This window comes from Sphingopyxis terrae subsp. terrae NBRC 15098 (assembly GCF_001610975.1).
Taxonomy (GTDB): domain Bacteria; phylum Pseudomonadota; class Alphaproteobacteria; order Sphingomonadales; family Sphingomonadaceae; genus Sphingopyxis; species Sphingopyxis terrae_A.
In genome coordinates, this window is record NZ_CP013342.1 from 1,428,698 (window position 1) to 1,453,923 (window position 25,226).

Consider the following 25,226-nt stretch of genomic DNA (forward strand, 5'->3'; position numbering starts at 1 on the left):
GTCCGGCCGCGCCCCGGTCGATCAGGTGCAGGTCATTTTCGTGGCCGCAGGGGACGGATTATAGACGCCGTCGCCGCCCGCCGGACCCTGCAGATCGCGACCTTCGCGGATATTGAAGGCGGCGGTCGTGCGGATGACGCGCGGCCCGAGCCAAGCGGCAAAGGCAAGCGGCTGATATTGGTAAGTGACTTCGACGAACATCACGGCGGTCCCGGTCGCTGCGGTGACTTCCGCGCCCGGTTTCCCCATCCCTTTAAAGGCGGTGCCCGTCTTGCCGGTCCCTTGCAGACCATAGGCCGAATTCACCGGATAATTCCCATAGCAGCGTTGCCAGTGGATCCACTGGCCGCCGCTCGAATTGCGCTCAAGGCTCGACAGGATGATGCGGCCGTGGGCCTTGAAGTCCAGCCCGCGCGACTGCTCCTCGACGCCTGCGAAAACCTCGTTGATATCGACTTCGCGCACCCGCGGCAGCGACAGGTCGCTGCCATAGGCGATACGCGATGCGTTATCCGCGGCGCTCAGCGCCACCTGGCTGATGCGCGTGTTCGCCAGCGTCAGATTGGCGATCTCCAGCCCCCCGAAGCCCAGAAACACGAGCAGCGGCATCGTGAAGGCGGTTTCGATGAGCACGACGGCCTTGTCGTCGCGCGCGAAGCGCACCAGCCGGGCGGTGCGGCGCCGGGCGTGGGCAAGGATGCGGTTCAGTTGCATATCACCTTACTCGTCACGGTGTTGACGTTATACGGCTGGTTGCGGAGCACGGTCGTCGCGTAGAGATAGGTTTCCGGGGGCTGGCCGAGCATGCGCCACACCGGCAAAATGCGTTCGAATTTCATCTTCGCGGTGTAGAGCACGACATCCTCGGCGCCGCCGTTGCCGTTCGCGCCCTGATCGGCATCCCAACTATTGTTGCCGTTGCGATCTTCGAAACATTCGCCCGAATCATAGCGGTTGTTGTTGTTGGCATCGGTGAAGGGTTCGGGCTTGCCGACGTCGTTGAAGCTTTCATAGGATTTGCGGGTGAAGGTCACCGGGGCGCCGGGAAAGACATTCTGAACCTGATCGCGCACCGCCGCGTCGATGAGCGTCTGGTTGGATGCCGCCGATTCAAGCGTCGAGGCCCGCGCCGCGTTGCTGACGGCGCCCTGCAGCACCTGCTTGGCGTACATCTGCCACGTATAATCGAACAGGCCCATCAACAGCAGGATGAAGACCGGCGCGATCAGCGCAAATTCCAGGATCGCAGTGCCGCGCTGGTGGCGGCGAAGGCGGCGGAGGAGCGACGGTATCCGGATCATTGCGAGAGTCTCAGCTTCGAAATCTGGCGTGCGATCGCCTGGAAATTGTCGTTGAGCTGCGAAGCGTTGGAGGCTTCATAGGCCTTGCCCGGCGTCGCACAGGTCGTGAGCTGCGAGTTCAGCGAGGTGCCGAAGCCGACCACCCAGATGGTGATATTCTTCGCCTTTGCCTTTTCGCAGAGCTGGAGGAAGCGGTTGTTGTGCCGGTCGGTCAGATTGCTGTCGCTGGTCCCGCCGACACGCTGCATCGTCCATTCATAGCCCTGGAAGGTCAGATTCCCCATATTCGCCGACATGTCGCCGTCGGTCATGAAGACGATATGGCGGCTGATCGGGCGCTTGTTCGGCGCTTCGGCATTTTCGTCGGCGAACATGCCGTCGGGCGACAGGAGGCGGATGCCCCAGACCATGCCCGAATCATGATAGGTGCCGCCGACGGGCTGCAAGGCGTTGATGTAGGTGTTGAAGCTGGAACGGTCGCTCGCCGTCATCGTCGTCAGCTTCATCGACGGCGCGGGGCAGACGCCCCAGCCGCTGCTCCAATATTTGGAGTAACGCTGCCAGCTGCCGCCCGACGTGCTGTCGCTCGACACGCTGCTGCTGCTGACGTTGAGCGAACTCGTCGTGCCCGACGTCGACGGATTTTTGGCGCGCGGGAAGGCGATTTCGGGAATCAGCACTTTCCACTTGGTCCCGTCGTCGCTCGTCGGCGCGCTGTCGACATCCATGTCGCGGGCGCCGGCCGGCGCGGTCTGCGTCGGACCGAAGGCGACGGTTTCGCGCTCCATGACGCATCCGCCCCAGGTGGCCGAATAGTTGGTGCCGCTGTCGCCCGTGTCGGTGACGATCGCCGAGCCCGCCTTCGCCTGCGTGACATCGAAAACGCGATCTTCGTACCGATATTTATTATCGAAAGTCTGGATCGGCTCTTCGGTGGTCGTCGTCGTCGAGGTGCGCGTATAGGTCGCCACGCGGCGCTGCAGGCGGCACCTGTTGCTCGACCAGGTGTACTGGTAATTATAATAGGTATAGGTCTGCGAGCTGTTGTTGGTCGTGACGCGGTTGCCGTTGCTGTCAAAGGTCTGCCCGGTCTGGTTGACGGTCGGCGACCCGCTTGGCGACGGCGTCGTATCGGCCGGCGGCTCCAGATTGCCGCAGCTGCTGCTGTTCTGACCGCTCACCGTGCTGACGTTCGACCAGCTGCCATAGCTGACATTGCCGGTCGACGAGCCATTTTCGACGGTCTGGCCATTGCCGTAGGTGATCTTGAAGATCGGCGTGCGCGAAGGCAGCAGCACATTGTTCGAAAGCCAGTCGGGATTCTTTGCATAGAGAATCTGGCCGACATTGGCGCTCGAGCTGTAGGGCACGACGCCAAAACGCAGGCGGCCATCGCCGATATCGGCGGTGGTCAGCGTGTCGAAGAAGTTCATCGTCGCGGTCTTGAGCGCGCTGATGCGATTAACCGTGTCGCCCGAATTGGTCGTCGCCATCGACCCGGTAACGTCGAGCACCATCATGATGTCGGCGTTCGAGATTTCGAGCTTCGCCGTGCAGTTGACCGCAAGGTCGAATTGCTTGGTCCCGAATATCTTCATGATATCGGTGGGCAGCGTAACCTTGGCTTCGCCGACGACGTTCGACGTCCCCTGCGCCTTCGATTTGAAATCGACGCCGCTGCTCGCGTACATGCCCGACGGGAAGTTGAAGGCGAACATCTTGTTCGCTTCGCCTTCGGCGTTCGAATCATAGTCGCCGCCCTGCATCGCGCGGCGTCCCGCGAGCACGCCCGCGTCGCACGCCTGTTGCAGGCGAAGCTCGGCCATATAGGCGCGGCCGATATCGACGCCCGACCCCACGAGCGCGACGATCGGAACGAGCGCGCCCGCCGTCAGCATCATCGTGTTGCCGCGCGTATCGCGGCAGATGGTCGAGATGCCGGCCCGCAGGCGGCTGAAAACGGTCCCTCGCATGGTCTAAAACCCCTCTTGGCCCGGCCGCGCGACCCACCAGATGCGCGGCTGGTAGCCTTGCACCTAGGGGGAAACTGCTTACCAAATCGCTAATCGGCCTGACCGGGAATGGCGGTTTTTCGGGGATTCTGGCCCGAAACGGAACAATCGGCACTGTACAAAGCAAAAGATGCGCGAAGATTGTGCCTCTGCTATCGCCCAGCCATGCCCGCGACACCTGCATGGCCGCCCGCCAGCACGCCCCGACTCTATACCGACACGCCGCTTGCCGCCGGCGCGATGGTGGCGCTCGACGGAGCGGCGGCCCATTATCTGCTTAACGTCATGCGCGCGAAACCGGGCGATCCGCTGCTACTGTTCGACAATCGCAGCGGCGAGTGGCTCGGCGCGGTCGCCGAAGCGTCGAGGCGGACGCTTTCGATCCGCATCGAACACCAGATGCGCCCGATCGAACGCGTGCCCGATCTTTGGCTCTGCTTCGCGCCAGTGAAAAAAGCGCGGCTCGACTGGATCATCGAAAAGGCAACCGAGCTCGGCGTCGCGCGGCTCCAGCCCGTCATCACCGAACGCACGATCGTCGAGCGCGTGAAGCAGGAGCGGCTCGCTGCACAGATTGTCGAGGCCTGCGAACAATGCGGCCGGACCGCGCTCCCCGACCTCGCCGATCCGGCCAAACTGCCGCAGCTGTTGAAAGACTGGCCGGTGGGTCGCACGCTACTCTTCGCCGACGAAGCCGGCGGGGTTCCGCTCGCTGCGGTCGCGGCGCCCGCCCCCGCTGCCATTCTGACCGGCCCCGAAGGCGGTTTCACCGACCGCGAACGCGCGATGCTGATCGACCATGATGCCGTGAAGCGTATCGCACTTGGACCGCGTATTTTGCGGGCCGAAACCGCCGCGATTGCAGCAACGGCGCTATGGATGGCACAGCATGGCGACTGGCGCGGCGGCTAGAAGCTGTTTCATACTGAAACAAGAATGCTGCCAAACTGGCAGTTATTAACTGCAAATTAGGGATGTCGCGGGCAGAGGGTCGCCATGCAACGGCGGGACCAAAGCCGAGGACGCTGGCGTGGGGGCCAGCGGACGCTGCCAATCAGGGCATGGACCATGTTCCTGTGGCTGGCGATGGCGCTCGTCGTTGCACCCGCTGCCCATGCGCAGACCACCACGACATACAGCAACACGACGGGCGGCGTGATCAACAGCGGCACCCCCTGTTCGTCGCCGCTCGTCCGCAATTTCACGGTATCGACAAGCTATATCGTCGGTGACGTCGATCTTGGCGTCCTCGCAACCCATACGTGGCGCGGCGACCTCAGGATCACATTGCAATCGCCGGCAGGCACGCGGGTCCAGCTTGTCAACGGCGACCCCAACAATATTTCGGGCGACAATTTCAACGTGCGGCTGAACGACGGCGGCGCGCAAACGGTCAACACCGACGGCAATACCGTAACCCATTCGACCAGCGCGCCGCCTTACCAGAATGACTTCAGCCCCAATTCGCCGCTGTCGGCATTCAACGGCGAAAATGCGCAAGGTACATGGCGGCTCGAGATTTGCGATCAATATCCGCAGGCGGACAATGGCAATTTCGTCCGCGCCGACCTGTATCTGACCAGCCTGCCCGCCAACTATGCCGATCTGTCGCTGACCAAGAGCGTCAGCAGCGCGGCTCCGGCGACGGGATCGAGCATCAGCTATACGCTGGCTGTCACCAATGCGAGCGGATCGCCGGCGACCGCGACGGGCGTCACCGTGCTCGACACGCTGCCCGCAGGCTTCAGCTTCACGAGCGCGGCCGGATTCGGCAGCTATAACAGTACGACCGGCGTCTGGACGGTCGGCAGCGTCCCGCCGGGTGCGACCCGCACGCTGACGATCAGCGGCACGGTCAACGCGACATCGGGTGCGACGATCCTCAACAGCGCCGAAATCACCGCCTCCTCGGCGCCCGACATCGATTCGACGCCGGGCAATGGCGCGACCGGCGAAGATGATTATGCCGCAGCCAGTTTCACCGTCTCGGGCAGCCGCGTCGCGGGCGTGGCGCCGGTGCTGATCTGCCCGGCCGGATCGACGCTGCACGATTGGGACAGCGTGAGCTGGTCTGCCGGCACGACGAGCGGCAGCTATGCGCTGACCGCCATCGGGACGATGAACTTCAACATCGCGATCAGCGGCGGCAGCTTTCTGAGCAACGCCACCTATGGCGGCCAGTCGCCGACGCGGCAGAATGTCGTCACCGGCGGGCTGTCGCCTGCGCAAAATTCGATCTTCGAGATCGTCGACTTCACAAGCCAGGCGGGCGCCGTCACGTCGACGATCAGCCTGCCGACCGCGGTGCCGGGCGCGCAGTTCACGCTGTTCGACATCGATTATGCCTCGGGCCAGTTCGCCGACCGCGTGACCGTCACCGGCAGCTTCAACGGCACCACCGTCTATCCAACGCTGACCAACGGCGTCGCCAATTATGTCGTCGGCAACAGCGCCTATGGCGACGCGACCTCCGCCGACGGCAGCGCCAACGGCAATGTCGTCGTCACCTTTGCCGCGCCGGTCGACACCATCACCGTCGAATATGGCAGCCACAGCCTTGCCCCGGCGAACCCGGGGCAGCAGGGCATGGCGATTCACGACATCAATTTCTGCCGTCCGATCGCCAATCTGCTGATCGCGAAGACGAGCAGCATCGTCAGCGACCCGGTCAACGGCACGACCAATCCCAAGGCGATTCCCGGCGCCACCATGCGCTATTGCCTGCTGGTGACCAACGGCGGCAGCGCGACTGCGACGGCGATCTACGTCGCTGACCCGCTGCCCGCGACGACCAGCTTCGTTCCCGGTTCGCTGCGCAGCGGCACGAGCTGCGCGGGAGCGACGACCGTGGAAGACGACAATGCCACGGGGGCAGACGAAAGCGACCCGTTCGGCGCCGCGATCGCGGGGACAACGGTGTCGGCCTCGACCGCGGCACTTGGCCCCGGCAGCGCCTTTGCAACGGTCTTCGACGTAACCGTCAACTGACCCCTTCCAAGATGCCGCGAGGCCGCTTACATGCGCTGCCATGAGCACGCGGCAGGTTTCAGATCAAAACGATCCCATCATCGAAAGCCGCGACCAGCTCGCGGCCCCCATGATCAAGGGCGAAAAGCCCAAGGAGCGGTGGCGGATCGGCACCGAGCACGAGAAATTCGTCTATCGTACCAGCGATCACCGGGCGCCAAGCTACGACGAACCGGGCGGCATCCGCGACCTTCTGATGGCGCTCACGCGTTTCGGCTGGGAGCCGGTGATCGAGGGCGGCCATGTCATCGCGCTCGCGGGCAGCGACGGCACCGTCAGCCTGGAACCCGCGGGCCAGCTTGAACTGTCGGGCGCGCCGCTCGAAAATCTGCACCAGACCTGCGCCGAAACCGGCCGGCACTTGAAGCAGGTCAAGGAAGTTGGCGCCGAGCTCGGGCTCGGGTTCCTCGGCGTCGGCATGTGGCCCGACAAGACGCGCGCCGAACTGCCCATCATGCCCAAGGGCCGCTACAAGATCATGCTGAACCATATGCCGCGCGTCGGCAGCATGGGGCTCGACATGATGCTGCGCACCTGCACCATCCAGACCAACCTCGACTATGCGAGCGAGGCTGACATGGTGCAGAAGTTCCGGGTGAGCCTGGCGCTTCAGCCGCTCGCGACCGCACTCTTTGCTTCCTCGCCCTTTACCGAGGGCCGCCCCAACGGCTTCATGTCGTACCGAAGCCATATCTGGACCGACACCGATCCGGCGCGCACCGGTATGCTGCCCTTCGTGTTCGAGGATGGCTTCGGCTATGAGCGCTATGTCGATTACATGCTCGACGTGCCGATGTATTTCGTCTTCCGCGACGGCCAATATATCGACGCCGCGGGTCTCAGCTTCCGCGATTTCATGAAGGGTGAGCTGTCGGTCCTGCCGGGCGAACTGCCGCGGCTTTCCGACTGGAACGACCATCTCTCGACCGCCTTCCCCGAAGTGCGTTTGAAGAGTTTCCTCGAAATGCGCGGCGCCGACGGCGGCCCGTGGAACCGAATCTGCGCCTTGCCTGCACTCTGGGTCGGGCTGCTCTACGACAGCCAGGCGCTCGATGCCGCATGGGATCTGGTCAAGGGCTGGAGCATTGAAGAACAGCAGGCGCTGCGCGATGCGGTGCCCAGCGAGGGCCTCGACGCGCCGGCACCCGGCGGCGGGACGCTCGGCGAACTCGCGCACCGCGTCCTCGACATCGCGGCGGCAGGCCTGGCGGCGCGGGGCGAGGTCAATTCGATGGGCGATAACGAGGTCGGCTTCCTCGAACCGCTGCGGCGTATCGCCAAGAGCGGCAAATCCCCCGCCCACGACCTGCTCGACCGGTACGAGGGTGCCTGGCATCACGACCTGTCGAAAATCTACGACGAGCAGAGTTTCTGAGCGCGCTGCTGTGTCGGTGCGTCAGTCCTGCTGCGCGCCTTCGAACTGTTCGATGACCCAGTCTTCGGCCTGCGCGCCGCCGATCCATTCCTGCATATGCGGATGGCTGACGACCGCCTGGCAATAAGGCAGGGCAAAGCGCGGCAGAGGGATCGAATAGGTGATGAAGCGCGTCACGACCGGCGCGAACATCATGTCGGCGGCCGACCAGTCGCCGAACAGATAATCGCCCTCGCCCCCGAACCGCGCGCGCGCCTCGGCCCAGATCTGGAGGATGCGGACGACGTCGGCCTGCACCTCGGGCAACAGCTCCGCGGCGGGGTAGATGCGGCGGATGTTCATGCTGTGGTGGCGGCGCAGCGCCGAGAAGCTGGCATGCATTTCGGCCGCCATCGACCGCGCCATTGCGCGCGCCGCCATGTCGGCGGGCCAATAGCCGCGGGCGCCGTCCGTTTTTTCGTTGAGATAGTCGATGATCGCCAGACTGTCCCAGACGACGATATCATTGCCGTCCCACAGGATCGGCACCTTGCCGCCCGACGGCGCGAATTCATCGCCCTCGCGGCGGCGATTCCAGTCCTCGTCATAGAGCGGAACGGTGACTTCCTCGAACGGCAGACCGCTGTGCCGGGCGGCGAGCCAGCCGCGCAGGCTCCAGCTCGAATAGGCCTTGTTCCCGATGAAGAGTTTCATGCGGTCTCCATATTCCCCTCCCGCTTGCGGGAGGGGCCAGGGGTGGGCGCGAGCGGAGCGAGCTTCGGTCGCGAAATCACCCACCCCGCTGCGACTAGCGAGCAAGCTCGCAAGTCTCGCTGCCCCTCCCGCTTGCGGGAGGGGAAACATTTCGTCAACTCTCCACCGCCTCCAGCACCGCGGTGCGCAGCTCGGCGATGCCCATGCCCTTTTCGCTGCTCGTCACGATCACCTCGGGGTGCGCGGCGGGATGTTTGCGGGCCTCGGCCTCGGTGGCGGCGTGGACCGCGGCGAGTTCGCTCGCCTTGATCTTGTCGGCCTTGGTCAGCACGACACGGTAGCTGACCGCAGCGGTGTCGAGCATTTCGAGCACCTCGCGGTCGACATCCTTGAAGCCGTGCCGGCTGTCGATCAGCACCAGCGTCCGCTTGAGCACCTGGCGCCCACGCAGATAGTCGTTGACCAGAAAACGCCACTTCTTGACGACGTCCTTGGGCGCCTTCGCAAAACCGTAGCCCGGCATGTCGACAAGGCGGAACACCAGCGGATTGCCGACGTCGAAATAGTTGAGTTCCTGCGTGCGCCCGGGCGTGACCGAGGTGCGTGCAAGCCCGTTGCGATTGGTCAGCGCGTTGAGCAGCGACGATTTGCCGACGTTCGAGCGGCCGGCAAAGGCAATCTCCGGGACGCTCGGCGCAGGCAGATGCTGGAGTGCGGGCGCCGATTTCAGAAAGGCGATCGGACCCGCAAACAGCTTGCGGGCGCGTTCGCCGCGATCTTCGGCCGCCGGATCGATCTCGCTCACTTTACCGGCGCCGCCCGGAGTTGCGGGAATTTGCGATACATCCACTGCTGCTGCGCGATCGACAGGCAGTTGTTGGTGATCCAGTAAAGCAGCAGGCCCGCCGCGAAGGGCGCCATGATGAACATGAACATCCACGGCATGATCTTGAACACCTGTTGCTGCACCGGATCGGTTGCCTGCGGATTGAGGCGGAACTGCAGGAACATGGTGATGCCCAGGAGCAGCGCGAGCGGCCCGAGCGCGAGCAGCGACGGCGGCGTGAAGGGCAGCAGGCCGAAGAGGTTCAGGAAGTGCAGCGGATCGGGCGCCGACAGGTCGCGAATCCACAATGCGAAGGGCTGGTGCCGCATTTCGATCGTCAGCATCAGCACCTTGTAGAGCGCATAGAAGATCGGAATCTGGATGACGATCGGCAGACAGCCCGCGAGCGGATTGATCTTTTCGTCCTTATAGAGCTTCATCAGCTCCTGCTGCATCTTCGGCTTGTCGTCCTTGTGGCGTTCCTGCAGCGCCTTCATCTTCGGCTGGACGAGGCGCATCTGCGCCATCGAATGGAACTGACGCTGCGCGATCGGGAACATCAGACCGCGAATGATGACGGTGAGCAGCATGATCGCGACGCCGAAATTGCCGATCTGGCGGAACAGCCAGTCGAGCAGCTTGAAGATCGGCACTTCGAAAAATTCGAACCAGCCCCAGTCGATCGCGTTCGACAGGCGCGTGATGCCCTGCTGGTCCTGATAATGCGACAGGATGCTGACTTCCTTCGCGCCGGCGAAGATACGGCTGGTCGTCGACACCTGCGTTCCCGGCGCCACCTGTTTGAAGTCGCGCGCGAACAGCGTCTGATAATTGTCCGCCGCCGGAGCGGTGATCGACGCGGTGACGCGCTCGCCCTTCGCCGGGATCACCGCGGCGAGCCAATATTTGTCGGTGAAGCCAAGCCACGCCGCCGAATTATATTTGAAGGCGCCGCTTTCATCGAGATTCTTGTAATCGACATCGAACACTGACTTGCCGTCCAAATAGCCGGTCGGGCCAACGTGGATCGTCCAGCTGTCCTTTTCGTGCGGGTCGGTCGGCTTGCCGAGGCGGTCGATCAGCGCGAAGCTGCTTGCCGCGACCGGCGCGCTGCCCGCGTTCGCGATCGTCTGCTTCGCGGTGATCAGATACTTGTCGTCGATGCTATACTCGACGCGGAAAGTCTGGCCGGTCGAATTCGACCAGCTGAGCGTCACCGGGGTCGCCGGGGTCAGCTTCGTGCCGCTGGCGGCCCACAGCGTCGTCGGCCCCGGGACCTCGATCCCCTGCGCCGACCAGCCGACGCTCGCAAAATAGGCGGCCTTGCTGTTGCCCGGCGCGAACAGACGCACCGGCGGCGCATTCTTTTCGATCGTCTGGCGATATTTGGTCAACGTGATGTCGTCGATGCGTGCGCCCACAAGGTTGATCGACCCCGCGAGCGACGGGGTTTCGATCGGCACCCGATTGCCCGTGGCAAGCGCCGCCTCGACCGGCAGAATCGTCGTCTTGGCGACCGGCGCCGCGCCCGCGGGCGTGCCGGATGGGGGCGCGCTGGCGGGCTGGCCTTGTGGCGCCGCGGGGGTCGCACCGGGCGCGCCAGCGACGGTCTTGGTCACGTCGGGCTTTGCCGGGGTGGGAAAGAATTTCTCCGAAACGAAATTCCAGCCGAGCAGGATCGCCACCGACAGTAAAATTGCCGCGATCAGGTTACGCTTGTCGTCCACGCTCTTCGGTCTCTCTTCTGGTCAATGTGGGGAAATGCCGCATCAAGGTACGGGGTCGTAGCCGTGGCCGCCCCAAGGATGGCAGCGCAATAGCCGCTTTGTCGCCAGCCAGCCACCCTTGATCGCACCATGGCGTTTCAGCGCGATGATCGCATATTCGCTGCACGACGGCGCATAGCGGCACGTCGGCGGCAGGATGCGCGACGGGCCTAATTGCCAGGCACGGGCGATCAAGATGAGCAAGCGGGCAATCATTGGAAACACCCGGAAAACTGAGCAACTTCACACGCGATTGCACCAACTGCCGCGCCATGACCCGCGTCGGGAAGGGGCCCGGCGCGCATATCCGCAGAAAACTGCGCAACTTCATCCGCGATTCGCGGTTTGCGGTGTGGCGCGGGCGGGATCATGTCTGGACGCTATGCCATCGCAACAATGTAGGACAGCCGGTCATTTCGCCAGCTTCCTTGCCGCGCGCTGCAGCGCCGAATCGAGATGCTCACCCAGCTCGGCAAAAGCGATGTCGTTGCCGCCCGGCCGCCCGATCATCACATGGTCGGCGCCGGCGATTCCCCGCGCGGGGATCGCCGCGCGGGCGAGCGCGCGGAAACGGCGCTTCATCCGGTTGCGGGTGACGGCGTTGCCAACCTTCTTGCTGACGGTAAAGCCTATGCCCGGCGCATCGTCGCCGTCGCCGCGCGGACGCACGAGCAGGACAAAGCCGGGCATGGGAAAGCGAAGGCCGCGGTTGGCGGCCAGAAATTCGCTGCGTTTGGAAAGCGATCGCACCAGCCCCAGCTCCTTTTGGGCTGGCGGCGAAGCGTCGGCGATTAGGCCGACAGCTTCTTGCGGCCGCGCGCGCGGCGGGCGGCGAGAACCTTGCGGCCGCCGACGGTCGCCTTGCGGGCGCGGAAGCCGTGACGGCGCTTGCGCACGAGGCGGCTCGGTTGATAGGTGCGCTTCATCGCGGTATCCCCAAATTCTCTTCAATCGGTGCAACGAAAAAGGGCCGCCAAGCGAGGGCGGCCGCTGATCGAGGCGCGGATAAGCGAGAGTCGGGCGAAAGTCAATCGCCCTCGATGCCCGATCGCGATCAATCCGCATCGAGCGCCTCAAGCGCGGCGCGGGCGCGGCGGCGCGCGGCGCTGACCCGGCGCATGACACGGTCGGTCCAGGCGCCATAGCGCGGATGGCGCCGCTTGAAGCGGACATAGCGGCGTTTCGCCCACGCGCTGTTCTGCAAGACAAGCATCAGTCCGACCGGAAACAGGATGATGAAGCCGGGGCCGGGCAGCGGGCCGATAAGCACCGCGACGATCATCAGCAGCCCACCGAGACAGAAGAGCGCGCTGCGCACCTGCGCGTTCGATCGCAATCGCTGGTATAAGCCGCGCTTTGCCATGCCGGGCGATGTGGGGAGCGGGCGGGTGGGTTACAAGACTAAAACACGTCGTTCCCGCGAAGGCGGTGGCAACGATTTAAATTGATCGGCGTTCAGTTCAGCGGGACGAAGCGCGCCATGTCGTCGCGGGTCAGATAGCGCACCTGATCGAAGGGGGTGGCGTTGGTCAGCGCATAGAAGGCGCGCGCATGGGCGTCGTCCATGCCCATTTCGCGGTAGAGGCCGATATATTCGGCGTGAACCGGATCGCTCGCGGGATAGTCCTTTGCCTCGCGTCCATATTCGTCAGCCCAGCTGTGGACACCGAATTCGGCGTCGGGAGCGGCGCGGCGGGTGGAACCGGCGAGCCAGAGCTCGACCGCACCCGACCGCACCGAACCGCCGCTCGGGACGACGGTTTCCAGACCCGCCCGGCGAATTGCGCGGGCGAGAATCAGATTGGCCTCTTCATCGAGGCTGCCGGGGCAGTCGATCATCTCGAGCCGCCTCACCCCGGGAAAGGCCGCGAGCATCGCAGCGAACTGGCGCGGTGTCGCACCGTCGACATCGCCGCTCATTCGCGCCGTCGTACCGTCGACGACCGCAAAGGGGCCAAAGCGCGCCTGCGTCGGGCCGCGCGTCGCCAGCCCGGCGCCGGGCGCATAACGCCGCGTCGCGCCCAGATCGGCCTCGCCGGCAACCGCAGTATCGCCGAGCAGGGCGGCGGTGTCGTCGTCAGCCGCGAATTCGTCCGCATCGTCGGCGAATTGGGCGCCCGCATTCCCGGCGTCGGACGCGTTGTCATCGATCCATGTCACGGTGGTCGTCACCGTGGTCGTGACCGTCACGAGTTGCTGCGCCCGCGCCTGCGGCGCGAAGGCGAGCAGCGCCGCGAACAACGCGACGAGAAGCGTCCGGGCGAGCGCGGCGGGGGCGACAGGCGAAACCATCGACCCGCCTTCGCGCGCGCGCCGTTCCCAAATGGCAAAGCAGCACCGTCAGCGCGGCGTTAACCGCATATCGGGACGCCCCCAGTCAGTTCGGAACGCGGAGGCTCAGTCGCGGTCGGGGGCGCCGAGGGGGAAATAGCTTCGATAGGGCCGCGCGTCCTCGACGCAGCGCGCCACCGACGGCCGCGCGAGCAGGCGCGCGCGGTAAGCGCGCAATTTGGCGTGGGCGGGATCGATCGGATGCACCCAGTCGGCATAGAAGAGCGCTGGCGCCGCGGCGCAATCGGCCAGCGTGAAGCCGTAGGGCGTCGCCCAGTCGCCATCGCCGAGCCGCGCCTCGAGCCAGCCATAGACCTGTTCGAGCTGATCGCGCGCCCGGGCGACGCGGGCCAGATCGGGCGTTTCGGTGATGAAGGGCAGATATTCGGCGACCGCGGCCTGAAAGCGCGCCTGGAAATGATTGTCGAATATCCGGTCGAGGAAGCGCACCTCGAGCGCCGCCCGCTGATCGGCGGGAATCAGCCGCGGGCCGGCGTCGGAGCGCTGATCGAGATATTCGGCGATGATGCTCGCCTCGAACAGCGGGCGCCCGTCATCGACGATCAGCGGAAACTGCCCGACCGGCCAATGCGCCCGCAGTTCGTCATAATTGGTGAAGGGCGGCGCGGTTTCGATCGCCCGAAATTCGTGCGCGACCTCCTTTTCGTAAAAGGCGATCTGCGCCTTCCACGTATAGGAGGAAAAGGGGTGGCCATATAGGATCATCGGTCATTCTCCTGCTCCATCGACAGCCAAGCGAGCGGCAGGCCGATGAAGGCGATATGCGGAAACAATGCGATCGCGCCCCGGGCGAGATCGGCAGGCGGAAACGGGGCTCCGAAACGCAGTGGCAGCACGATAGCGTTCATCACCAGATAGAGGATGACACCGTAAAGTGTGCCGCTGAGCCACCACAGCCTGCGCAGCGCGGGGATTCGCGCCGCCGCGGCGAACCAGACGCCGACCATCGCCGCCATGATCGCGTAATGGGTGACGAGCCCGGCGAGCGCCCCCGCCGCGCCCCAGTCGGCAGCACCGTCGCCAAAGGGGCCCTTGGCGACGCCGCGCAGCATCCGCCCGGGATCGCTGCCCGCCAGCACGCTCCACGCCGCAGCATAGAGGATGTCGAGCGTGCCGCAGAGCGCCCAGGCGAAGAGGAAGGGGTTACGCCGCGCCAACGGCGTCGCCCCGCACCGCCGCCTCGATCGCCGCGATGTCGATCTTTTTCATCGTCATCATCGCATCAAAGGCGCGTTTGGCCACGCCCTTGTCGCTGCTCGTCGTCGCTTCGATCAGAACGCGCGGGGTGATCTGCCAGTTGAGGCCCCATTTGTCCTTGCACCATCCGCACGCGCTTTCAGCGCCACCATTGCCAACGATCGCGTTCCAATAGCGGTCGGTTTCTTCCTGCGTTTCGGTCGACACCTGAAAGGAAAAGGCCTCGCTGTGCGGAAAGATCGGGCCGCCGTTCAGCCCGACGCACGGGATGCCCAGAACGGTGAACTCGACCGTCAGCGCATCGCCCTGCTTGCCGCCGGGAAAATCGCCGGGGGCGCGGTGAACCGGTCCGACCGAGCTGTCGGGAAAGGTCGCGGCGTAAAATTGCGCCGCTTCCTCGGCGGCCTTGTCGTACCAGAGGCACAGCGTCACGGGGGGCTTGCCCATCATTCGTCTCCCTTCAGCGGATGGCCGATCGACCAGAGGTGGCCGAAGGGATCCTTCACCTGCGCGTAACGGTCGCCCCAGAACATGTTGTCGGGCGCCATCACCGACGTCGCGCCCGCCGCGATCGCGCGGTCGTACCAGCGGTCGGCATCGTCGACCTGCAGGTGCAGCGTCACGCCCGACGGCGCGGCCATCGCCTCGCCCGAATATTCGGGGAAATCGTCGTGCATCATCAGCGACGATCCGTTAAGCAGCAGATGCGCGTGCATCAGCCGCACGCCGTCCTCGGCCGGCATGCGCACCTGTTCGACGGCGCCGAACGCCTGTTTGTAAAATTCGATCGCCTCGCTCGCGCGCTTGTCGGCGATCGCGATATGCGGGGTCAGTCCGCCGGTCGGTCCTTGATTCTCCATCGTCTCTCTCCCTTCTTTAGGGTTCAGCGGCGCGGGCCGACGAGGCCGAAGGCGGCGCCCTGCGGGTCGAGCCCGGTTGCGGAAAATTCGCCGCCGGGGATTTCATGCGGCCCACTGAGCAGCTGCCCGCCCTCGGCGGCAACGGCGGTCAGCGCGCGGTCGATGTCGTCGACGCCGATATAATAGGTCCAGGCGGATACCGGCATCTGCGGCATGCGCGGCATGACCGCGCCGATGCCGATGTCGCCGAGTTGCAGGAAGCGGTAGCTGCCCATCGCGCCCATATCCATCGCGCCCTCCTGCCCCCAGCCGAAGTGGCGGCGGTAGAAGGCGATCGCGGCGTCGGGGTCGTCGGTCGACAGCTCGTTCCAGCGGACATGCTGCGCTTCCGTCACCGAAAAGACGTCGCTCGTCATGCCCTCCATGCCCGGCGGCGGAGCGGGGTTCATGACATAGAAAGGCGCGCCCTGCGGATCGCTGACCATCGCGATGCGGCCGACCGGAAGATCGGTCGCGGGCATATGGACCGCGCCGCCGTCGGCGACGATCGCGGCGACCGCCGCATCGACGTCGGGCGTGTAGAGATAGCCGAGCCAGCCGGGGCGGGCACCGCCCGCGAGCATATCGGCATTGAGCGCCAGCATGCCGCCGGCATTGCCGCCGTCGCTGCGCCCGATCATGCGATAATCGACCCCGCCGGGCGCCGCGGGATCGGCGGCGCCCGCAATCGTCCAGCCGACGACGGCGCCATAGAAGCGCGCCGCGCCGTCGGGATCGCCGGTCATCAGTTCGTACCAGATGAAGCTGCCCTTGGGGTTCGTCATCATCATTCTCCGTTTCACATCTGGGGAAGGAAAGGCGCTGAGGTCAGGCGTCGAGAATCGGCGCGAAGCCGCCGTAGATCATGCGCTTGCCGTCGAAACACTGGTCGGCCGGGTCGTGCCGCATGCGATCGTCGGCCATGATCTTGTCCCAACCCGCGACGCGCGTTTCCCTGTCGGGCCATTCGATCCAGTTGAACACGATATTTTCGTCCGCTCCGGCGTGGACCGCGCGGCGATAGTCGGTGACCTTGCCGTCGGGCACATCGTCGCCCCAGCATTCGAGGACGCGCGTCGCGCCATGGTCGAGAAAGACGACCGCGGCCTTTTCGGCGAGCGCGCGATAGGCGTCGCGATTGGCGGTCGGAACCGCGACCAGAAAGCCGTCGGTATACCCCATCGGGCCGCCCAGCCCCTCCTCGACGATCGAGGCGAAGCCCGCGACGATCATGCGCTGGCCGTCGAAGGGCATCGCCGCGCCCATCGCCTGCATGCGCGGATCGCTCATCATCTTTTCGGTCGCGGCGTCGCGCGCCGCGCGGTCGGGATATTCGAACCAGGAAAAGACGATCTCCTCGCCTTCCTTTGCCTGCACCGCGGTGCGGAAGTCGTTGACCTTGCCGACGGGGACGTCATCGCCCCAGCATTCGACATGGCGGCGGACGCCGAATTCCTTGAACAGCGCCACCGCATCGGCGGCATGGTCGCGATAGGCGTCCTTCGCATTGGCAGGCACCGCCAGCACAAAGCCTTCGACATAGGTCATCGTCTCTCTCCATTTTTCTTTCCAGGGGGATCAGGTCATGCGGCGCTCGGCTCCTCGGTGAAGGCTGCGAGCTGCGACGCGAGCGCACGGCCGAAGGCGGGGCGATCGAGGCAGCGCGCGAGATAGGTTTCGAGCCGAGGATGTTCGGCAACGACGCCCGCTTCTATGCCTTCGCGCAGCACCGTCGCCATCGCGATATCGGCGACGCTGAAGTCGCCCGCGAGATACGGCCGGTCGCCCAGCGCCTCGGCAAGCTTGCCGAGCCGGGTGCGAATGAATTCGAGCAGGCCGGGACGGCGCAGCCGTGCCCATTCCTCGCCCGCCGCGAAAATCTCTATGTTCGACAGTTCGAACATCAGCGGTTCGACGCTGTTGTAGGCGGCGAAGAGCCAACTCGTCACCGTCGCGCGCCCTTGCGCGTCGCGCGGCAGCAGCGCGGCGTCCTTTTCGGCGAGATGTAGCAGGATTGCGCCGCTTTCGAACAGGCGGACATCGCCGTCGCGCAGCACCGGCACCTGCCCCCACGGCTGGTCGAGAAAATGATCCGCGGGCCGGTTGACCGCGCTGATCAGCCGCTCGGCATAATCGACGCCCATTTCCTCGCACGCCCAGCGCGGACGCAGGTCGCGGACGAAGCCGCGCGCGAAATCGGGTACCCAGTCGAAAGCGGTGATTTCGATCGCCGCATCGGATTTGACGCCCATTGCCCTACTCCCTCTTGCCCTTGATGAACGCGACGATCGACATGGCGTGCCCATGGCCGAGCCCGAAATCCTGCTTCAACCAGTCGACCACCGCGCCGGCCTTGACGCCCGCTGCAAGCCCGCCTGCGTCGGCAAGGCCGCGTTCGATGGCGAGCGCGCGCAGCGCCTCGGCCGACTTGCCGGTCCTGGCCTCGACATTGTCGAGATAGGCCTGAAAGCTCATGACGAGACTCCTTCTGTTTCGGACCGATCGGCGAATAGAGCCCACTGCGCATCGAAGGCGCGCCGAAAGGCTGGTCGCGCCTCGCCGCGCGCGACATAGGCGGCGAGCCGGGGGTGCCCATCGAGCAACCCGGACGCCTTGAGCCGGCGGAGCACGGCGATCATCATGAGATCGCCAGCGGTGAAATTTCCCTCGAGCCATTCGGCATCGCCTATCCGCATCGCGAGCGCGGCGAGCCGCGCGTCGACCGCATCGACGAGCATCGGCAGCCGCCGTTCGTACCAGTCGCTGTCGCGTTCCACCAAGGACGCCATTGCATAGTTGACGATCGGCGGCTCGACCGTGCTCAACGCCGCGAACATCCAGCTGATGGCCCGCGCACGGACATGGGTGTCGTCGGGCAGCAGGCCGGCATGCCGCGTAGCGATATGCAGCACGATCGCACCCGATTCGAACAGGACGAGGCCGTCCTCCTCATAGGCGGGAATCTGACCGAATGGCTGACGCGCGACATGATCCGGCTGCTTCATGGCGGCGAAAGGCAGCGGACGGACGCGATAGGCGAGCCCCGCCTCTTCGAGTGCCCATCTCACGGGCATGTCGCGCGCCAGACCGCGCCCGCGGTCTGGCGAAGCTTCAAAGACCGAGAGGATAATCGGCGCTTCGGGATCGACGGGCATCGCTTCTCTCCTCGCGCGCGCGGCCTAGGCGCCGGCGGCTTGGACAGCCGCCTCGCCGTTCGCGACGGCGGGGTCCATCCAGAACGGCCCCCAGACATGGCCGTCGGGGTCGAGGAGGTCTCGGCCGTACATGAAGCCATGATCCTGCACCGGGTTGATGTCGGCGGTGCCGCCGTGCGCCGCGGCGGCGGCTATCATCGCGTCGACCGCCTCGCGGTCCTCCATCGCGAGCGCGAGGGACACCTCGCTGGCGCTCGTCGGCGGGATCGGACGATCGGTGAAGCTTTTCCACTTTTCGTGCGTCAGCAGCATCACGAAAATGCTGTCGGACCAGACCATCGCCGCCGCAGTCTCGTCGGTGAAGCGCGGTTCGTTGGTGAAGCCGAGCGCTTCATAGAAGGCCATGGATTTCGCGAGGTCGCGAACCGGCAGGTTGACGAAAATCATCTTGGACATGGGCGGCACTCCTCTTCCTGGGGGGATTTTTCGTCAGGTCCGCCCGAACAGCATGCGGACATAACGCGTCAGATGCGCGACACTTTCCCGGGCAATCGCCGGGTCGTTGGTGGTTTTGGCCAGAACGAAGCCGCCCTGCAGCACCGACTGGATATGCCGCGCGAGATCGAGCGCGCTCATCCCCGCGGGTGCGCCATAGGCCTGCATCGCGGCTTCGATGTCGGGGGCAAGCGCCTCGCAATAGGCGGCGATGCTCGCCTCGCACGCCAGCCGGATCGGCTCGCTGGTGGCATAGGCATCCTGCACCATCGTCCCGACGAAGCAGGTGAAGCCGTCGACCGGGCCGTGCAGCAGCGAAAAGCGAAAATCGATATGGCCGAGCAGCCGGTCGAGCGGATCGTCCAGTTTCGTATGCGGCAGCATGTCGAACATCGGCCGTGCCCGTTCGGTCCAGGCTTCGGCCGCGGCGACCGCCAATGCCTCCTTCGATTCGAAATGATGGAAGAAGGCGCCCTTGGTCACGCCGGCGGCGGCGCAGATCTGGTCGACCGTGGTCGCGGCATAGCCCTGACGCCGCACCTCCTGATGCGCGGCGGCGATCAGCCTGTCGCGCGCGCTGCCACGCGGTGCGCGAGGGGCCGCAGCCGGGTCGGACGAAGAGTGAGTCGCGGTCATGAACGTCTACATACCAACTGGTTGGTATGTTGTAAAGAGGCACGGGAACGAGGCACCAATGCCGCGATCGAGGGTGAGCTGCTGGAAGCAGTCGCGACACCCGGCGAACCGGGGCGGCCGGTGCTGGCGCATGCGACAGAGGCGATGCGGCTGTCAGCGCGCGGCTACACCCGCATGCTATGCCTCGAGCGAACGATCGCCGATCTTGCGGGCCCGACTCGATCGGCCGGGTTCATATCGCCGAATCGCTGAGCTACCTTGGCAGGTGCCACCACACCAGGATCAGGCGAAAGCGCCGACACTTTCGATGAATTTGATGACCGAAATCGGTTTCGAGACATAGGCTTCGGCACCCGCGGCGCGAATCTGTTCCTCGTCGCCCTTCCCGGCATAGGCTGTGACGGCCATGATCGGTACCGCGCGCAGCGTCAGGTCGGCCTTCATCTGGCCGATCAATTCGAGCCCGCTGACGTGGGGCAACTGGATGTCCATGATGATGAGGTCGGGCGCTATTTCGCGCGCCTTGGCGAGCGCATCGCGGCCGTCGCGCACCGGGTGCGCGCTATAGCCATGGGCGTTGAGTAGGTCGCAGAACAGGCGCAGGTTCAGCTCATTATCCTCGACGACCAGAACGGTCTTTCCCATGATGTTGAAGCTTTCCCCGCTTGCGTCCGCGGCCGGTTTAGGCGAATCGGCGGCGCGACACAATTGCTTCGCAGGGAAGGATTTTCGGCGTGAATGACGGCGACGCGGCGCTGGCGCTGCACGCGCTCGGCTGGATCCTGACCGACGAGCCGCGGGCCGAACGGCTGCTTGGAATGACCGGCCTGTCGCCCGAGGGACTGCGCGCCGCGCTGGGCGATCGCGCAACGCTGGCGGCGATCCTCGGCTTTCTTGCCGCGCACGAACCCGACCTTGTCGCCTGCGCCGAAGCACTCGATATAGACGCCGGAGCCTTGGCCGCTGCCGCGCGCCGCCTCGAAGGACTGGAAGGACCAATGCCATGACCCGCCCGCTCGTCATCACCGATTGCGACGAGGTGCTGATGCACATGGTCGTCCCGTTCGCGCAGTGGGTCGACGAGGAACATGGCGTGATCTTTCGCATGGAAGATACGAGTTTCGCCGGCGCGCTGAAGCGCAAGGAATGCGGCACGCCGCTGGAAGCGGCCGAGGTCTGGCCGCTGCTCGACGGCTTTTTCCGCACCGAAATGCCGCGCCAATATCCGATTCCCGGCGCGCTTTCCGCGATGGCCGAAATCGCGCGCCATGCCGACATCGTCGTGCTGACCAATGTCGGCCCTGACCATCAGGCGGCGCGCATGGCGCAGCTTGCGGCCCTTGGCCTCGACGCACCGGTGATCGGCAGCCGCGGCGGCAAGGGCGAGCCGGTGCGCGCGCTGATCGAGGAGCGCCGGCCGCCGGTCGCGGTATTTATCGACGATCTCGCGAACCATCATCATTCGGTCGCGATCGAGGCGCCCGACGTGTGGCGCCTGCACATGGTCGGTGAGCCCGCGATCGCGGACAAGATACCCGCCGCGCGCCATGCCCATGCCCGTATCGACGACTGGGCGGCGGCGCAGGACTGGATATTGGCGCGGCTTGCCGAAAAGGCTCCGGCCCCGGCGCCGGAAGCCGTATAATCCCCCCAATCGAGACAGAAGGAATCACCATGGATATTGCCGCCAAGCTCGCCGACCTCGGCCTCGAGCTTCCCAAACCCGCCGCGCCGGTTGCCGCCTATGTCCCCGTCGTCGAGGCGGGCGGGCTGCTGCATATCAGCGGCCAGCTTCCCTTCCGCGACGGGCAGGTCGTGACCGGGCGGCTGGGCGCCGACACCGACGAGGCAAGCGGCTATGACGCCGCGCGGCGCTGCGCGCTGATGCTCGTCGCCCAGATCGGCAAGGCGCTGGACGGCGACTGGTCGCGGGTCGAAAAGATCGTCAAGCTGGGCGTGTTCGTGAACAGCGACCCCGCCTTCACGCAGCAGCCCAAGGTCGCGAACGGCGCGTCCGAGCTGATGGAATCGCTGTTCGGCGAAGCCGGCCGCCACGCGCGCAGCGCCGTCGGCGTGTCGGTGCTGCCGCTCGGCGCGGCGGTCGAAGTCGATGCGATCGTCGCGGTGAAGCCCGCGTAAGCCCATCGTGGCCGAGGCTGACCCGCCCACCCGCACCCTGTCGCTCGGCACCGGCGTCGCCGCGATCGATGCGGCGGCGTGGGACGCGCTGGCGGGCGGCGGCAATCCCTTCGTCGGTCATGCCTTTCTGGCGCTGCTCGAAGAATCGGGAAGCGTTGGGCCGGGGACCGGATGGCAGCCCGCGCCCTTGCTGGTCGAGGACGGTGCGGGCCGACTCGTCGCCGCGGCGCCCGCCTATCTGAAGACGCACAGCCAGGGCGAATATGTCTTCGACCATATATGGGCCGACGCGTGGGAGCGCGCCGGGGGCGCTTATTATCCCAAGCTTCAGATCGCGGTGCCCTTCACCCCCGTGCCCGGACCGCGACTGCTCGCGGCCGAGGCCGACGATGCGACGCTGCTGCTGCGCGCGGCCGAGGCGGTGGTCCGGCAGAACGACCTGTCGTCGGCGCATGCGACCTTCGTTGCGCCCGACCAGATGCCGCTGTTCGAGGCGGCGGGCTGGCTGCTGCGCCGCGACATCCAGTTCCATTTCGCCAATCGCGGCTATCGCGATTTCGACGATTTCCTCGCCACGCTGACCTCGGCAAAGCGCAAGCAGCTTCGCAAGGAACGCGCGCGCGCGGTACAGGGTCTGCGAATCGAGGATGTCAGCGGCGACGCGATCCGCCCCGAACATTGGGACGCGATGTGGGCCTTTTATCAGGACACCGGCGCGCGCAAATGGGGGCATCCCTATCTGACCCGCGCGGCGTTCGACATGATCGGTGCGCGCATGGCCGACAAGGTGTTGCTGAGCATCGCGTGGCAGGACGGGCGGCCGGTCGCGGGCGCGATGCACCTGATCGGCGCCGACACGCTTTATGGCCGCTATTGGGGATGCCTGATCGACATTCCCTATCTGCATTTCGAGCTATGCTATTACCGCGCCATCGACCTTGCGATCGCGCGCGGTCTCGCGCGGGTCGAGGCCGGCGCACAGGGCGGACACAAGCTGGCCCGCGGCTATGCCCCCGTTGCGACCTGGTCGGCGCATTTCATCGCCGATCCGGGCTTCCGCCGCGCGGTCGCGGACTTTCTGGAACGCGAACGGGCGGCCGAGGAAAGCGAAATGCAATGGCTGGAAGGACAGATGCCGTTCCGGCGGAGCGGCTGAGGAATCAGGCGGCGTAACGACGCGCCGCCGGGCGGCGGGCGGTTTCGTCGAGCCATGCGCGCGCCTGGCGCTGTGCCTCGGCGATCTCGTCGCGGCTCATTTCGGCCGAAACGTCGGCGCGGCACTGCTGGCCTTCGATATTGCCGCCGAGCGCCGCAAGATTAAACCATTTATGCGCCTGGATCAGATCGACATCGACACCGCCGGTGCCGGTCGAGAAGGCCACGCCAAGGTCGAAATAGGCATTGGCATCGCCGCGCGCCGCATCGAGCAGCCGGCTTTCGATCAGATACTGGGCAGACTTCAGACTGTTAGCCATGATAACCCCCTGTCGCCTCCACCCCACATGGAGACTTCGGGGTCAAACCTTGCGGCTTATGGTCAACAAAGCGTTAATGGCGCGGTGATTTTTTTGGCCATAGGCGGAGCAAATGACAGAAATCCGCCAATTTTTCGTTTGATCAATCGACCGCATAATTGTCGATCAGGCGCGTTTTTCCCATCCGCGCCGCCGCCAGAAGCCGTGCCGGCGCGCGGAATATCGTCAATCTTTCGAGGCTTTCGGCATCGGCGAGCGCGACATAATCGACGCTGTCGAACCCGCCCGCGACGATTGCCGCCTCGGCATCGGCCAGCGCCTTCGCAACATCAGCGCCGCCCGCGATTGCCGCCACCGCGGCCTTGAGTGCATCCGGAAAAGCCGCCGCGGCGGCGCGCTGTTCGGGCGACAGATAAGCGTTGCGCGACGACAGCGCGAGCCCGTCGCCATCGCGTGCGATCGGCGCGCCGAATATGTCGAGCGCGAAATCGAGGTCGCGCGCCATGCGGCGGATTATCGCCAGCTGCTGCCAATCCTTTTCGCCGAAGATGGCGACGTCGGGGCGCACCTGGTTGAACAATTTGGCGACGACGGTCGCGACGCCGTCGAAATGCCCCGGCCGCGCCGCGCCGCAATAGTCGGCGCCGAGTTCGGCCACCTCGATATGCGTGGCATGGCCGCCCGGATACATGGTCGCGACATCGGGCGCCCATAGCAGCGCCACGCCTTCCTCGACCAGCAGCGCGGCGTCGCGCGCCTCGTCGCGCGGATAGGCGGCATAATCCTCGTTCGGGCCGAACTGGGTCGGGTTGACGAAGATCGACACCACGACATGGTCGGCCACGCGGCGACCCATGCGGACGAGCGACAGATGCCCGGCGTGCAGCGCGCCCATCGTCGGCACCAGCGCGACGCTCTTGCCGCCCTGCTTCAGCGCCGCAACCGCGCGGTGGAGCGTGGCGATGTCACGGATGATTTGCACGCTTGCCCTGCCTCCGATATTGGCGGCGCCAATACGCCCTTCATGCGGCCGCCATGCCGCGCCAACAGGAAAATCGCAACGGTCATGACGAAAGCCCCCCCGCACCGGATCATCTTCGCCAATGAAAAGGGCGGCACGGGCAAATCGACCTGCGCGGTGCATTTCGCGGTCGCGCTGGCGAGCCAGGGCTGGCGCGTCGCGGGGATCGACCTCGACCCGCGCCAGCGCACCTTCCACCGCTATCTCGAAAACCGCACCAACACCGCCAAGCGCCGCGGGATCGACCTGCCGATGCCACAGTTCGAGGTGTTCGAAGGCTCGACAGTCGAGCAACTCGACGAACAGGTCGCGCGGCTGGCCGACGGGGTCGATTATTTCGTCGCCGACACGCCCGGCCGCGACGATGTGTTCGCCCGCCACCTTGCGACCACCGCCGATACGCTCGTCACCCCGATCAACGACAGCTTCATCGATTTCGACCTGATCGGTCAGGTCGACCCCGAGAGTTTTCAGGTCACCCGACCCAGCTTCTACTCCGAACTGATCTGGGACACGCGCAAGGCGCGGGCGAAAAGCGACGGGCGGACGATCGACTGGATCATCCTGCGCAACCGTCTGCAGCACGTCGACGCGCACAATATGCGCCGAGTCGGCGAAGCGCTGAACCAATTGTCGCGGCGCGTCGGCTTTCGCGTCATTCCTGGCCTGGGCGAGCGCGTGATCTATCGCGAGCTGTTCCCGGCCGGCCTCACCCTGCTCGACAAGGCGCATCTCGGCGGCATGGGGATCGGCCATGTCGTCGCGCGGCAGGAATTGCGCGAGGCGATGGCGGGATTGAACCTGCCGCAGCGCGAACGGCTCCACCCCGACGGCGACCTGTTCGCCGTCGCCTGACC

The 25,226-nt window shown here is 65.3% G+C and carries 34 protein-coding genes; 9 read left to right on the top strand and 25 right to left on the bottom strand.

The annotated features are described in order from the left end of the window. Positions 1 to 21: 21 nt before the first annotated feature. From AOA14_RS06835 to AOA14_RS06845, 3 genes are read right to left on the bottom strand one after another with little or no spacing between them, the layout of a single operon-like run. Entirely contained in the window at positions 22 to 714 is a 693-nt protein-coding gene (locus AOA14_RS06835; RefSeq protein WP_062901232.1) for a TadE/TadG family type IV pilus assembly protein, read from the bottom strand. Further along, entirely contained in the window at positions 705 to 1,301 is a 597-nt protein-coding gene (locus AOA14_RS06840; protein ID WP_062901233.1) for a TadE/TadG family type IV pilus assembly protein, read from the bottom strand. The genes AOA14_RS06835 and AOA14_RS06840 overlap by 10 nt, the downstream gene beginning before the upstream one ends. Then, the gene (locus AOA14_RS06845) at positions 1,298 to 3,274 is read right to left on the bottom strand and encodes a pilus assembly protein (RefSeq protein ID WP_062901234.1); all 1,977 of its coding nucleotides are present in this window, start codon (positions 3,272 to 3,274) and stop codon (positions 1,298 to 1,300) included. The genes AOA14_RS06840 and AOA14_RS06845 overlap by 4 nt, the downstream gene beginning before the upstream one ends. A 204-nt stretch (positions 3,275 to 3,478) precedes the next feature. On the opposite strand from AOA14_RS06845, the gene AOA14_RS06850 reads away from it, so the two are divergent. The 3 genes from AOA14_RS06850 to AOA14_RS06860 all read left to right on the top strand — a co-directional run bounded on the left by AOA14_RS06850 (position 3,479) and on the right by AOA14_RS06860 (position 7,715). Continuing rightward, positions 3,479 to 4,225 (top strand): 16S rRNA (uracil(1498)-N(3))-methyltransferase, encoded by a 747-nt coding sequence (locus AOA14_RS06850; RefSeq protein WP_062901235.1) that lies wholly within the window; start codon positions 3,479 to 3,481, stop codon positions 4,223 to 4,225. A 156-nt stretch (positions 4,226 to 4,381) separates the two neighbouring features. Beyond that, on the top strand, positions 4,382 to 6,301 hold the full coding sequence (locus tag AOA14_RS06855) for a proprotein convertase P-domain-containing protein (RefSeq protein WP_062901236.1): 1,920 nt from the start codon (positions 4,382 to 4,384) through the stop codon (positions 6,299 to 6,301). Between the two features lie 40 nt (positions 6,302 to 6,341). Continuing rightward, positions 6,342 to 7,715 (top strand): glutamate--cysteine ligase, encoded by a 1,374-nt coding sequence (locus tag AOA14_RS06860; protein WP_062901237.1) that lies wholly within the window; start codon positions 6,342 to 6,344, stop codon positions 7,713 to 7,715. A 21-nt stretch (positions 7,716 to 7,736) separates the two neighbouring features. On the opposite strand, the gene AOA14_RS06865 is transcribed toward AOA14_RS06860, so the two are convergent. From AOA14_RS06865 to AOA14_RS20105, 19 genes are all read right to left on the bottom strand, one after another. Next, on the bottom strand, positions 7,737 to 8,408 hold the full coding sequence (locus AOA14_RS06865; protein WP_062901238.1) for a glutathione S-transferase family protein: 672 nt from the start codon (positions 8,406 to 8,408) through the stop codon (positions 7,737 to 7,739). 154 nt (positions 8,409 to 8,562) lie between these two features. Beyond that, complete coding sequence (gene yihA, locus AOA14_RS06870; protein ID WP_003046680.1) at positions 8,563 to 9,213, bottom strand: ribosome biogenesis GTP-binding protein YihA/YsxC; 651 nt, start codon at positions 9,211 to 9,213, stop codon at positions 8,563 to 8,565. Continuing rightward, complete coding sequence (yidC, locus tag AOA14_RS06875) at positions 9,210 to 10,961, bottom strand: membrane protein insertase YidC (RefSeq protein ID WP_062901239.1); 1,752 nt, start codon at positions 10,959 to 10,961, stop codon at positions 9,210 to 9,212. The genes yihA and yidC overlap by 4 nt, the downstream gene beginning before the upstream one ends. A 42-nt stretch (positions 10,962 to 11,003) precedes the next feature. Next, the gene (yidD, locus tag AOA14_RS06880) at positions 11,004 to 11,216 is read right to left on the bottom strand and encodes a membrane protein insertion efficiency factor YidD (RefSeq protein WP_003046687.1); all 213 of its coding nucleotides are present in this window, start codon (positions 11,214 to 11,216) and stop codon (positions 11,004 to 11,006) included. A 195-nt stretch (positions 11,217 to 11,411) separates the two neighbouring features. After that, on the bottom strand, positions 11,412 to 11,750 hold the full coding sequence (rnpA, locus tag AOA14_RS06885) for a ribonuclease P protein component (protein ID WP_062901240.1): 339 nt from the start codon (positions 11,748 to 11,750) through the stop codon (positions 11,412 to 11,414). A 41-nt stretch (positions 11,751 to 11,791) separates the two neighbouring features. Continuing rightward, the gene (gene rpmH / locus AOA14_RS06890; protein ID WP_003046693.1) at positions 11,792 to 11,926 is read right to left on the bottom strand and encodes a 50S ribosomal protein L34; all 135 of its coding nucleotides are present in this window, start codon (positions 11,924 to 11,926) and stop codon (positions 11,792 to 11,794) included. 128 nt (positions 11,927 to 12,054) lie between these two features. After that, complete coding sequence (locus AOA14_RS06895; protein ID WP_051066415.1) at positions 12,055 to 12,363, bottom strand: PGPGW domain-containing protein; 309 nt, start codon at positions 12,361 to 12,363, stop codon at positions 12,055 to 12,057. A 92-nt stretch (positions 12,364 to 12,455) separates the two neighbouring features. Continuing rightward, entirely contained in the window at positions 12,456 to 13,292 is an 837-nt protein-coding gene (locus AOA14_RS06900; protein WP_062901241.1) for a hypothetical protein, read from the bottom strand. Positions 13,293 to 13,397: 105 nt separating this feature from the next. Continuing rightward, positions 13,398 to 14,057, bottom strand: a complete 660-nt coding sequence (locus AOA14_RS06905) for a glutathione S-transferase family protein (protein WP_062901242.1) — start codon at positions 14,055 to 14,057, stop codon at positions 13,398 to 13,400. Further along, on the bottom strand, positions 14,054 to 14,509 hold the full coding sequence (locus tag AOA14_RS06910; protein WP_062901243.1) for a hypothetical protein: 456 nt from the start codon (positions 14,507 to 14,509) through the stop codon (positions 14,054 to 14,056). The genes AOA14_RS06905 and AOA14_RS06910 overlap by 4 nt, the downstream gene beginning before the upstream one ends. After that, the gene (locus AOA14_RS06915) at positions 14,496 to 14,999 is read right to left on the bottom strand and encodes a VOC family protein (RefSeq protein WP_062901244.1); all 504 of its coding nucleotides are present in this window, start codon (positions 14,997 to 14,999) and stop codon (positions 14,496 to 14,498) included. Before AOA14_RS06915 ends, AOA14_RS06910 begins: the two co-directional genes overlap by 14 nt. Beyond that, positions 14,996 to 15,409, bottom strand: a complete 414-nt coding sequence (locus AOA14_RS06920) for a VOC family protein (protein WP_062901245.1) — start codon at positions 15,407 to 15,409, stop codon at positions 14,996 to 14,998. The genes AOA14_RS06915 and AOA14_RS06920 overlap by 4 nt, the downstream gene beginning before the upstream one ends. Positions 15,410 to 15,432: 23 nt before the next feature. Continuing rightward, complete coding sequence (locus AOA14_RS06925) at positions 15,433 to 16,233, bottom strand: VOC family protein (protein WP_062903049.1); 801 nt, start codon at positions 16,231 to 16,233, stop codon at positions 15,433 to 15,435. A 43-nt stretch (positions 16,234 to 16,276) separates the two neighbouring features. Beyond that, the gene (locus AOA14_RS20430) at positions 16,277 to 16,996 is read right to left on the bottom strand and encodes a DUF1428 domain-containing protein (protein WP_082819849.1); all 720 of its coding nucleotides are present in this window, start codon (positions 16,994 to 16,996) and stop codon (positions 16,277 to 16,279) included. Positions 16,997 to 17,031: 35 nt separating this feature from the next. Then, positions 17,032 to 17,700 carry a glutathione S-transferase family protein gene (locus tag AOA14_RS06935; RefSeq protein WP_062901246.1) on the bottom strand — a complete coding sequence of 223 codons (669 nt, stop codon included), beginning with the start codon at positions 17,698 to 17,700 and terminating at the stop codon, positions 17,032 to 17,034. Positions 17,701 to 17,704: 4 nt separating this feature from the next. After that, positions 17,705 to 17,923, bottom strand: a complete 219-nt coding sequence (locus AOA14_RS06940; RefSeq protein WP_062901247.1) for a DUF4287 domain-containing protein — start codon at positions 17,921 to 17,923, stop codon at positions 17,705 to 17,707. Then, positions 17,920 to 18,603, bottom strand: coding sequence for a glutathione S-transferase family protein (locus AOA14_RS06945; RefSeq protein ID WP_062901248.1), 684 nt, complete (start codon positions 18,601 to 18,603; stop codon positions 17,920 to 17,922). The genes AOA14_RS06940 and AOA14_RS06945 overlap by 4 nt, the downstream gene beginning before the upstream one ends. Before the next feature lie 24 nt (positions 18,604 to 18,627). Continuing rightward, positions 18,628 to 19,059, bottom strand: coding sequence for a VOC family protein (locus tag AOA14_RS06950; protein WP_062901249.1), 432 nt, complete (start codon positions 19,057 to 19,059; stop codon positions 18,628 to 18,630). Between the two features lie 33 nt (positions 19,060 to 19,092). After that, on the bottom strand, positions 19,093 to 19,734 hold the full coding sequence (locus AOA14_RS20105) for a TetR/AcrR family transcriptional regulator (protein WP_062901250.1): 642 nt from the start codon (positions 19,732 to 19,734) through the stop codon (positions 19,093 to 19,095). Here AOA14_RS20105 and AOA14_RS20110 point away from each other — a divergent pair. Further along, on the top strand, positions 19,645 to 19,986 hold the full coding sequence (locus AOA14_RS20110) for a magnesium chelatase subunit ChlI family protein (protein WP_409372285.1): 342 nt from the start codon (positions 19,645 to 19,647) through the stop codon (positions 19,984 to 19,986). The genes AOA14_RS20105 and AOA14_RS20110 overlap by 90 nt on opposite strands. A gap of 30 nt (positions 19,987 to 20,016) precedes the next feature. On the opposite strand, the gene AOA14_RS06960 is transcribed toward AOA14_RS20110, so the two are convergent. After that, entirely contained in the window at positions 20,017 to 20,379 is a 363-nt protein-coding gene (locus AOA14_RS06960; RefSeq protein ID WP_003046733.1) for a response regulator, read from the bottom strand. A gap of 89 nt (positions 20,380 to 20,468) precedes the next feature. Between AOA14_RS06960 and AOA14_RS06965 the strand changes: the two genes are divergently transcribed. The 4 genes from AOA14_RS06965 to AOA14_RS06980 are packed head-to-tail and all read left to right on the top strand — an operon-like array spanning position 20,469 to position 23,029. Beyond that, entirely contained in the window at positions 20,469 to 20,741 is a 273-nt protein-coding gene (locus AOA14_RS06965) for a DUF3572 family protein (RefSeq protein WP_082819850.1), read from the top strand. Beyond that, positions 20,738 to 21,379: an HAD family hydrolase gene (locus tag AOA14_RS06970; RefSeq protein WP_062901252.1), complete on the top strand. Its 642-nt coding sequence runs from the start codon at positions 20,738 to 20,740 to the stop codon at positions 21,377 to 21,379. The genes AOA14_RS06965 and AOA14_RS06970 overlap by 4 nt, the downstream gene beginning before the upstream one ends. 29 nt (positions 21,380 to 21,408) lie before the next feature. Continuing rightward, entirely contained in the window at positions 21,409 to 21,873 is a 465-nt protein-coding gene (locus tag AOA14_RS06975; RefSeq protein ID WP_003046743.1) for a RidA family protein, read from the top strand. Between the two features lie 7 nt (positions 21,874 to 21,880). After that, the gene (locus AOA14_RS06980; RefSeq protein ID WP_062901253.1) at positions 21,881 to 23,029 is read left to right on the top strand and encodes a GNAT family N-acetyltransferase; all 1,149 of its coding nucleotides are present in this window, start codon (positions 21,881 to 21,883) and stop codon (positions 23,027 to 23,029) included. Positions 23,030 to 23,033: 4 nt separating this feature from the next. On the opposite strand, the gene AOA14_RS06985 is transcribed toward AOA14_RS06980, so the two are convergent. Beyond that, on the bottom strand, positions 23,034 to 23,348 hold the full coding sequence (locus AOA14_RS06985; protein WP_062901254.1) for a sel1 repeat family protein: 315 nt from the start codon (positions 23,346 to 23,348) through the stop codon (positions 23,034 to 23,036). 142 nt (positions 23,349 to 23,490) lie between these two features. Further along, positions 23,491 to 24,330, bottom strand: a complete 840-nt coding sequence (gene panC, locus AOA14_RS06990; protein ID WP_062901255.1) for a pantoate--beta-alanine ligase — start codon at positions 24,328 to 24,330, stop codon at positions 23,491 to 23,493. Positions 24,331 to 24,414: 84 nt separating this feature from the next. On the opposite strand from panC, the gene AOA14_RS06995 reads away from it, so the two are divergent. Continuing rightward, positions 24,415 to 25,224, top strand: coding sequence for a division plane positioning ATPase MipZ (locus tag AOA14_RS06995; protein ID WP_062901256.1), 810 nt, complete (start codon positions 24,415 to 24,417; stop codon positions 25,222 to 25,224). The last annotated feature ends 2 nt before the right edge of the window (positions 25,225 to 25,226 follow it).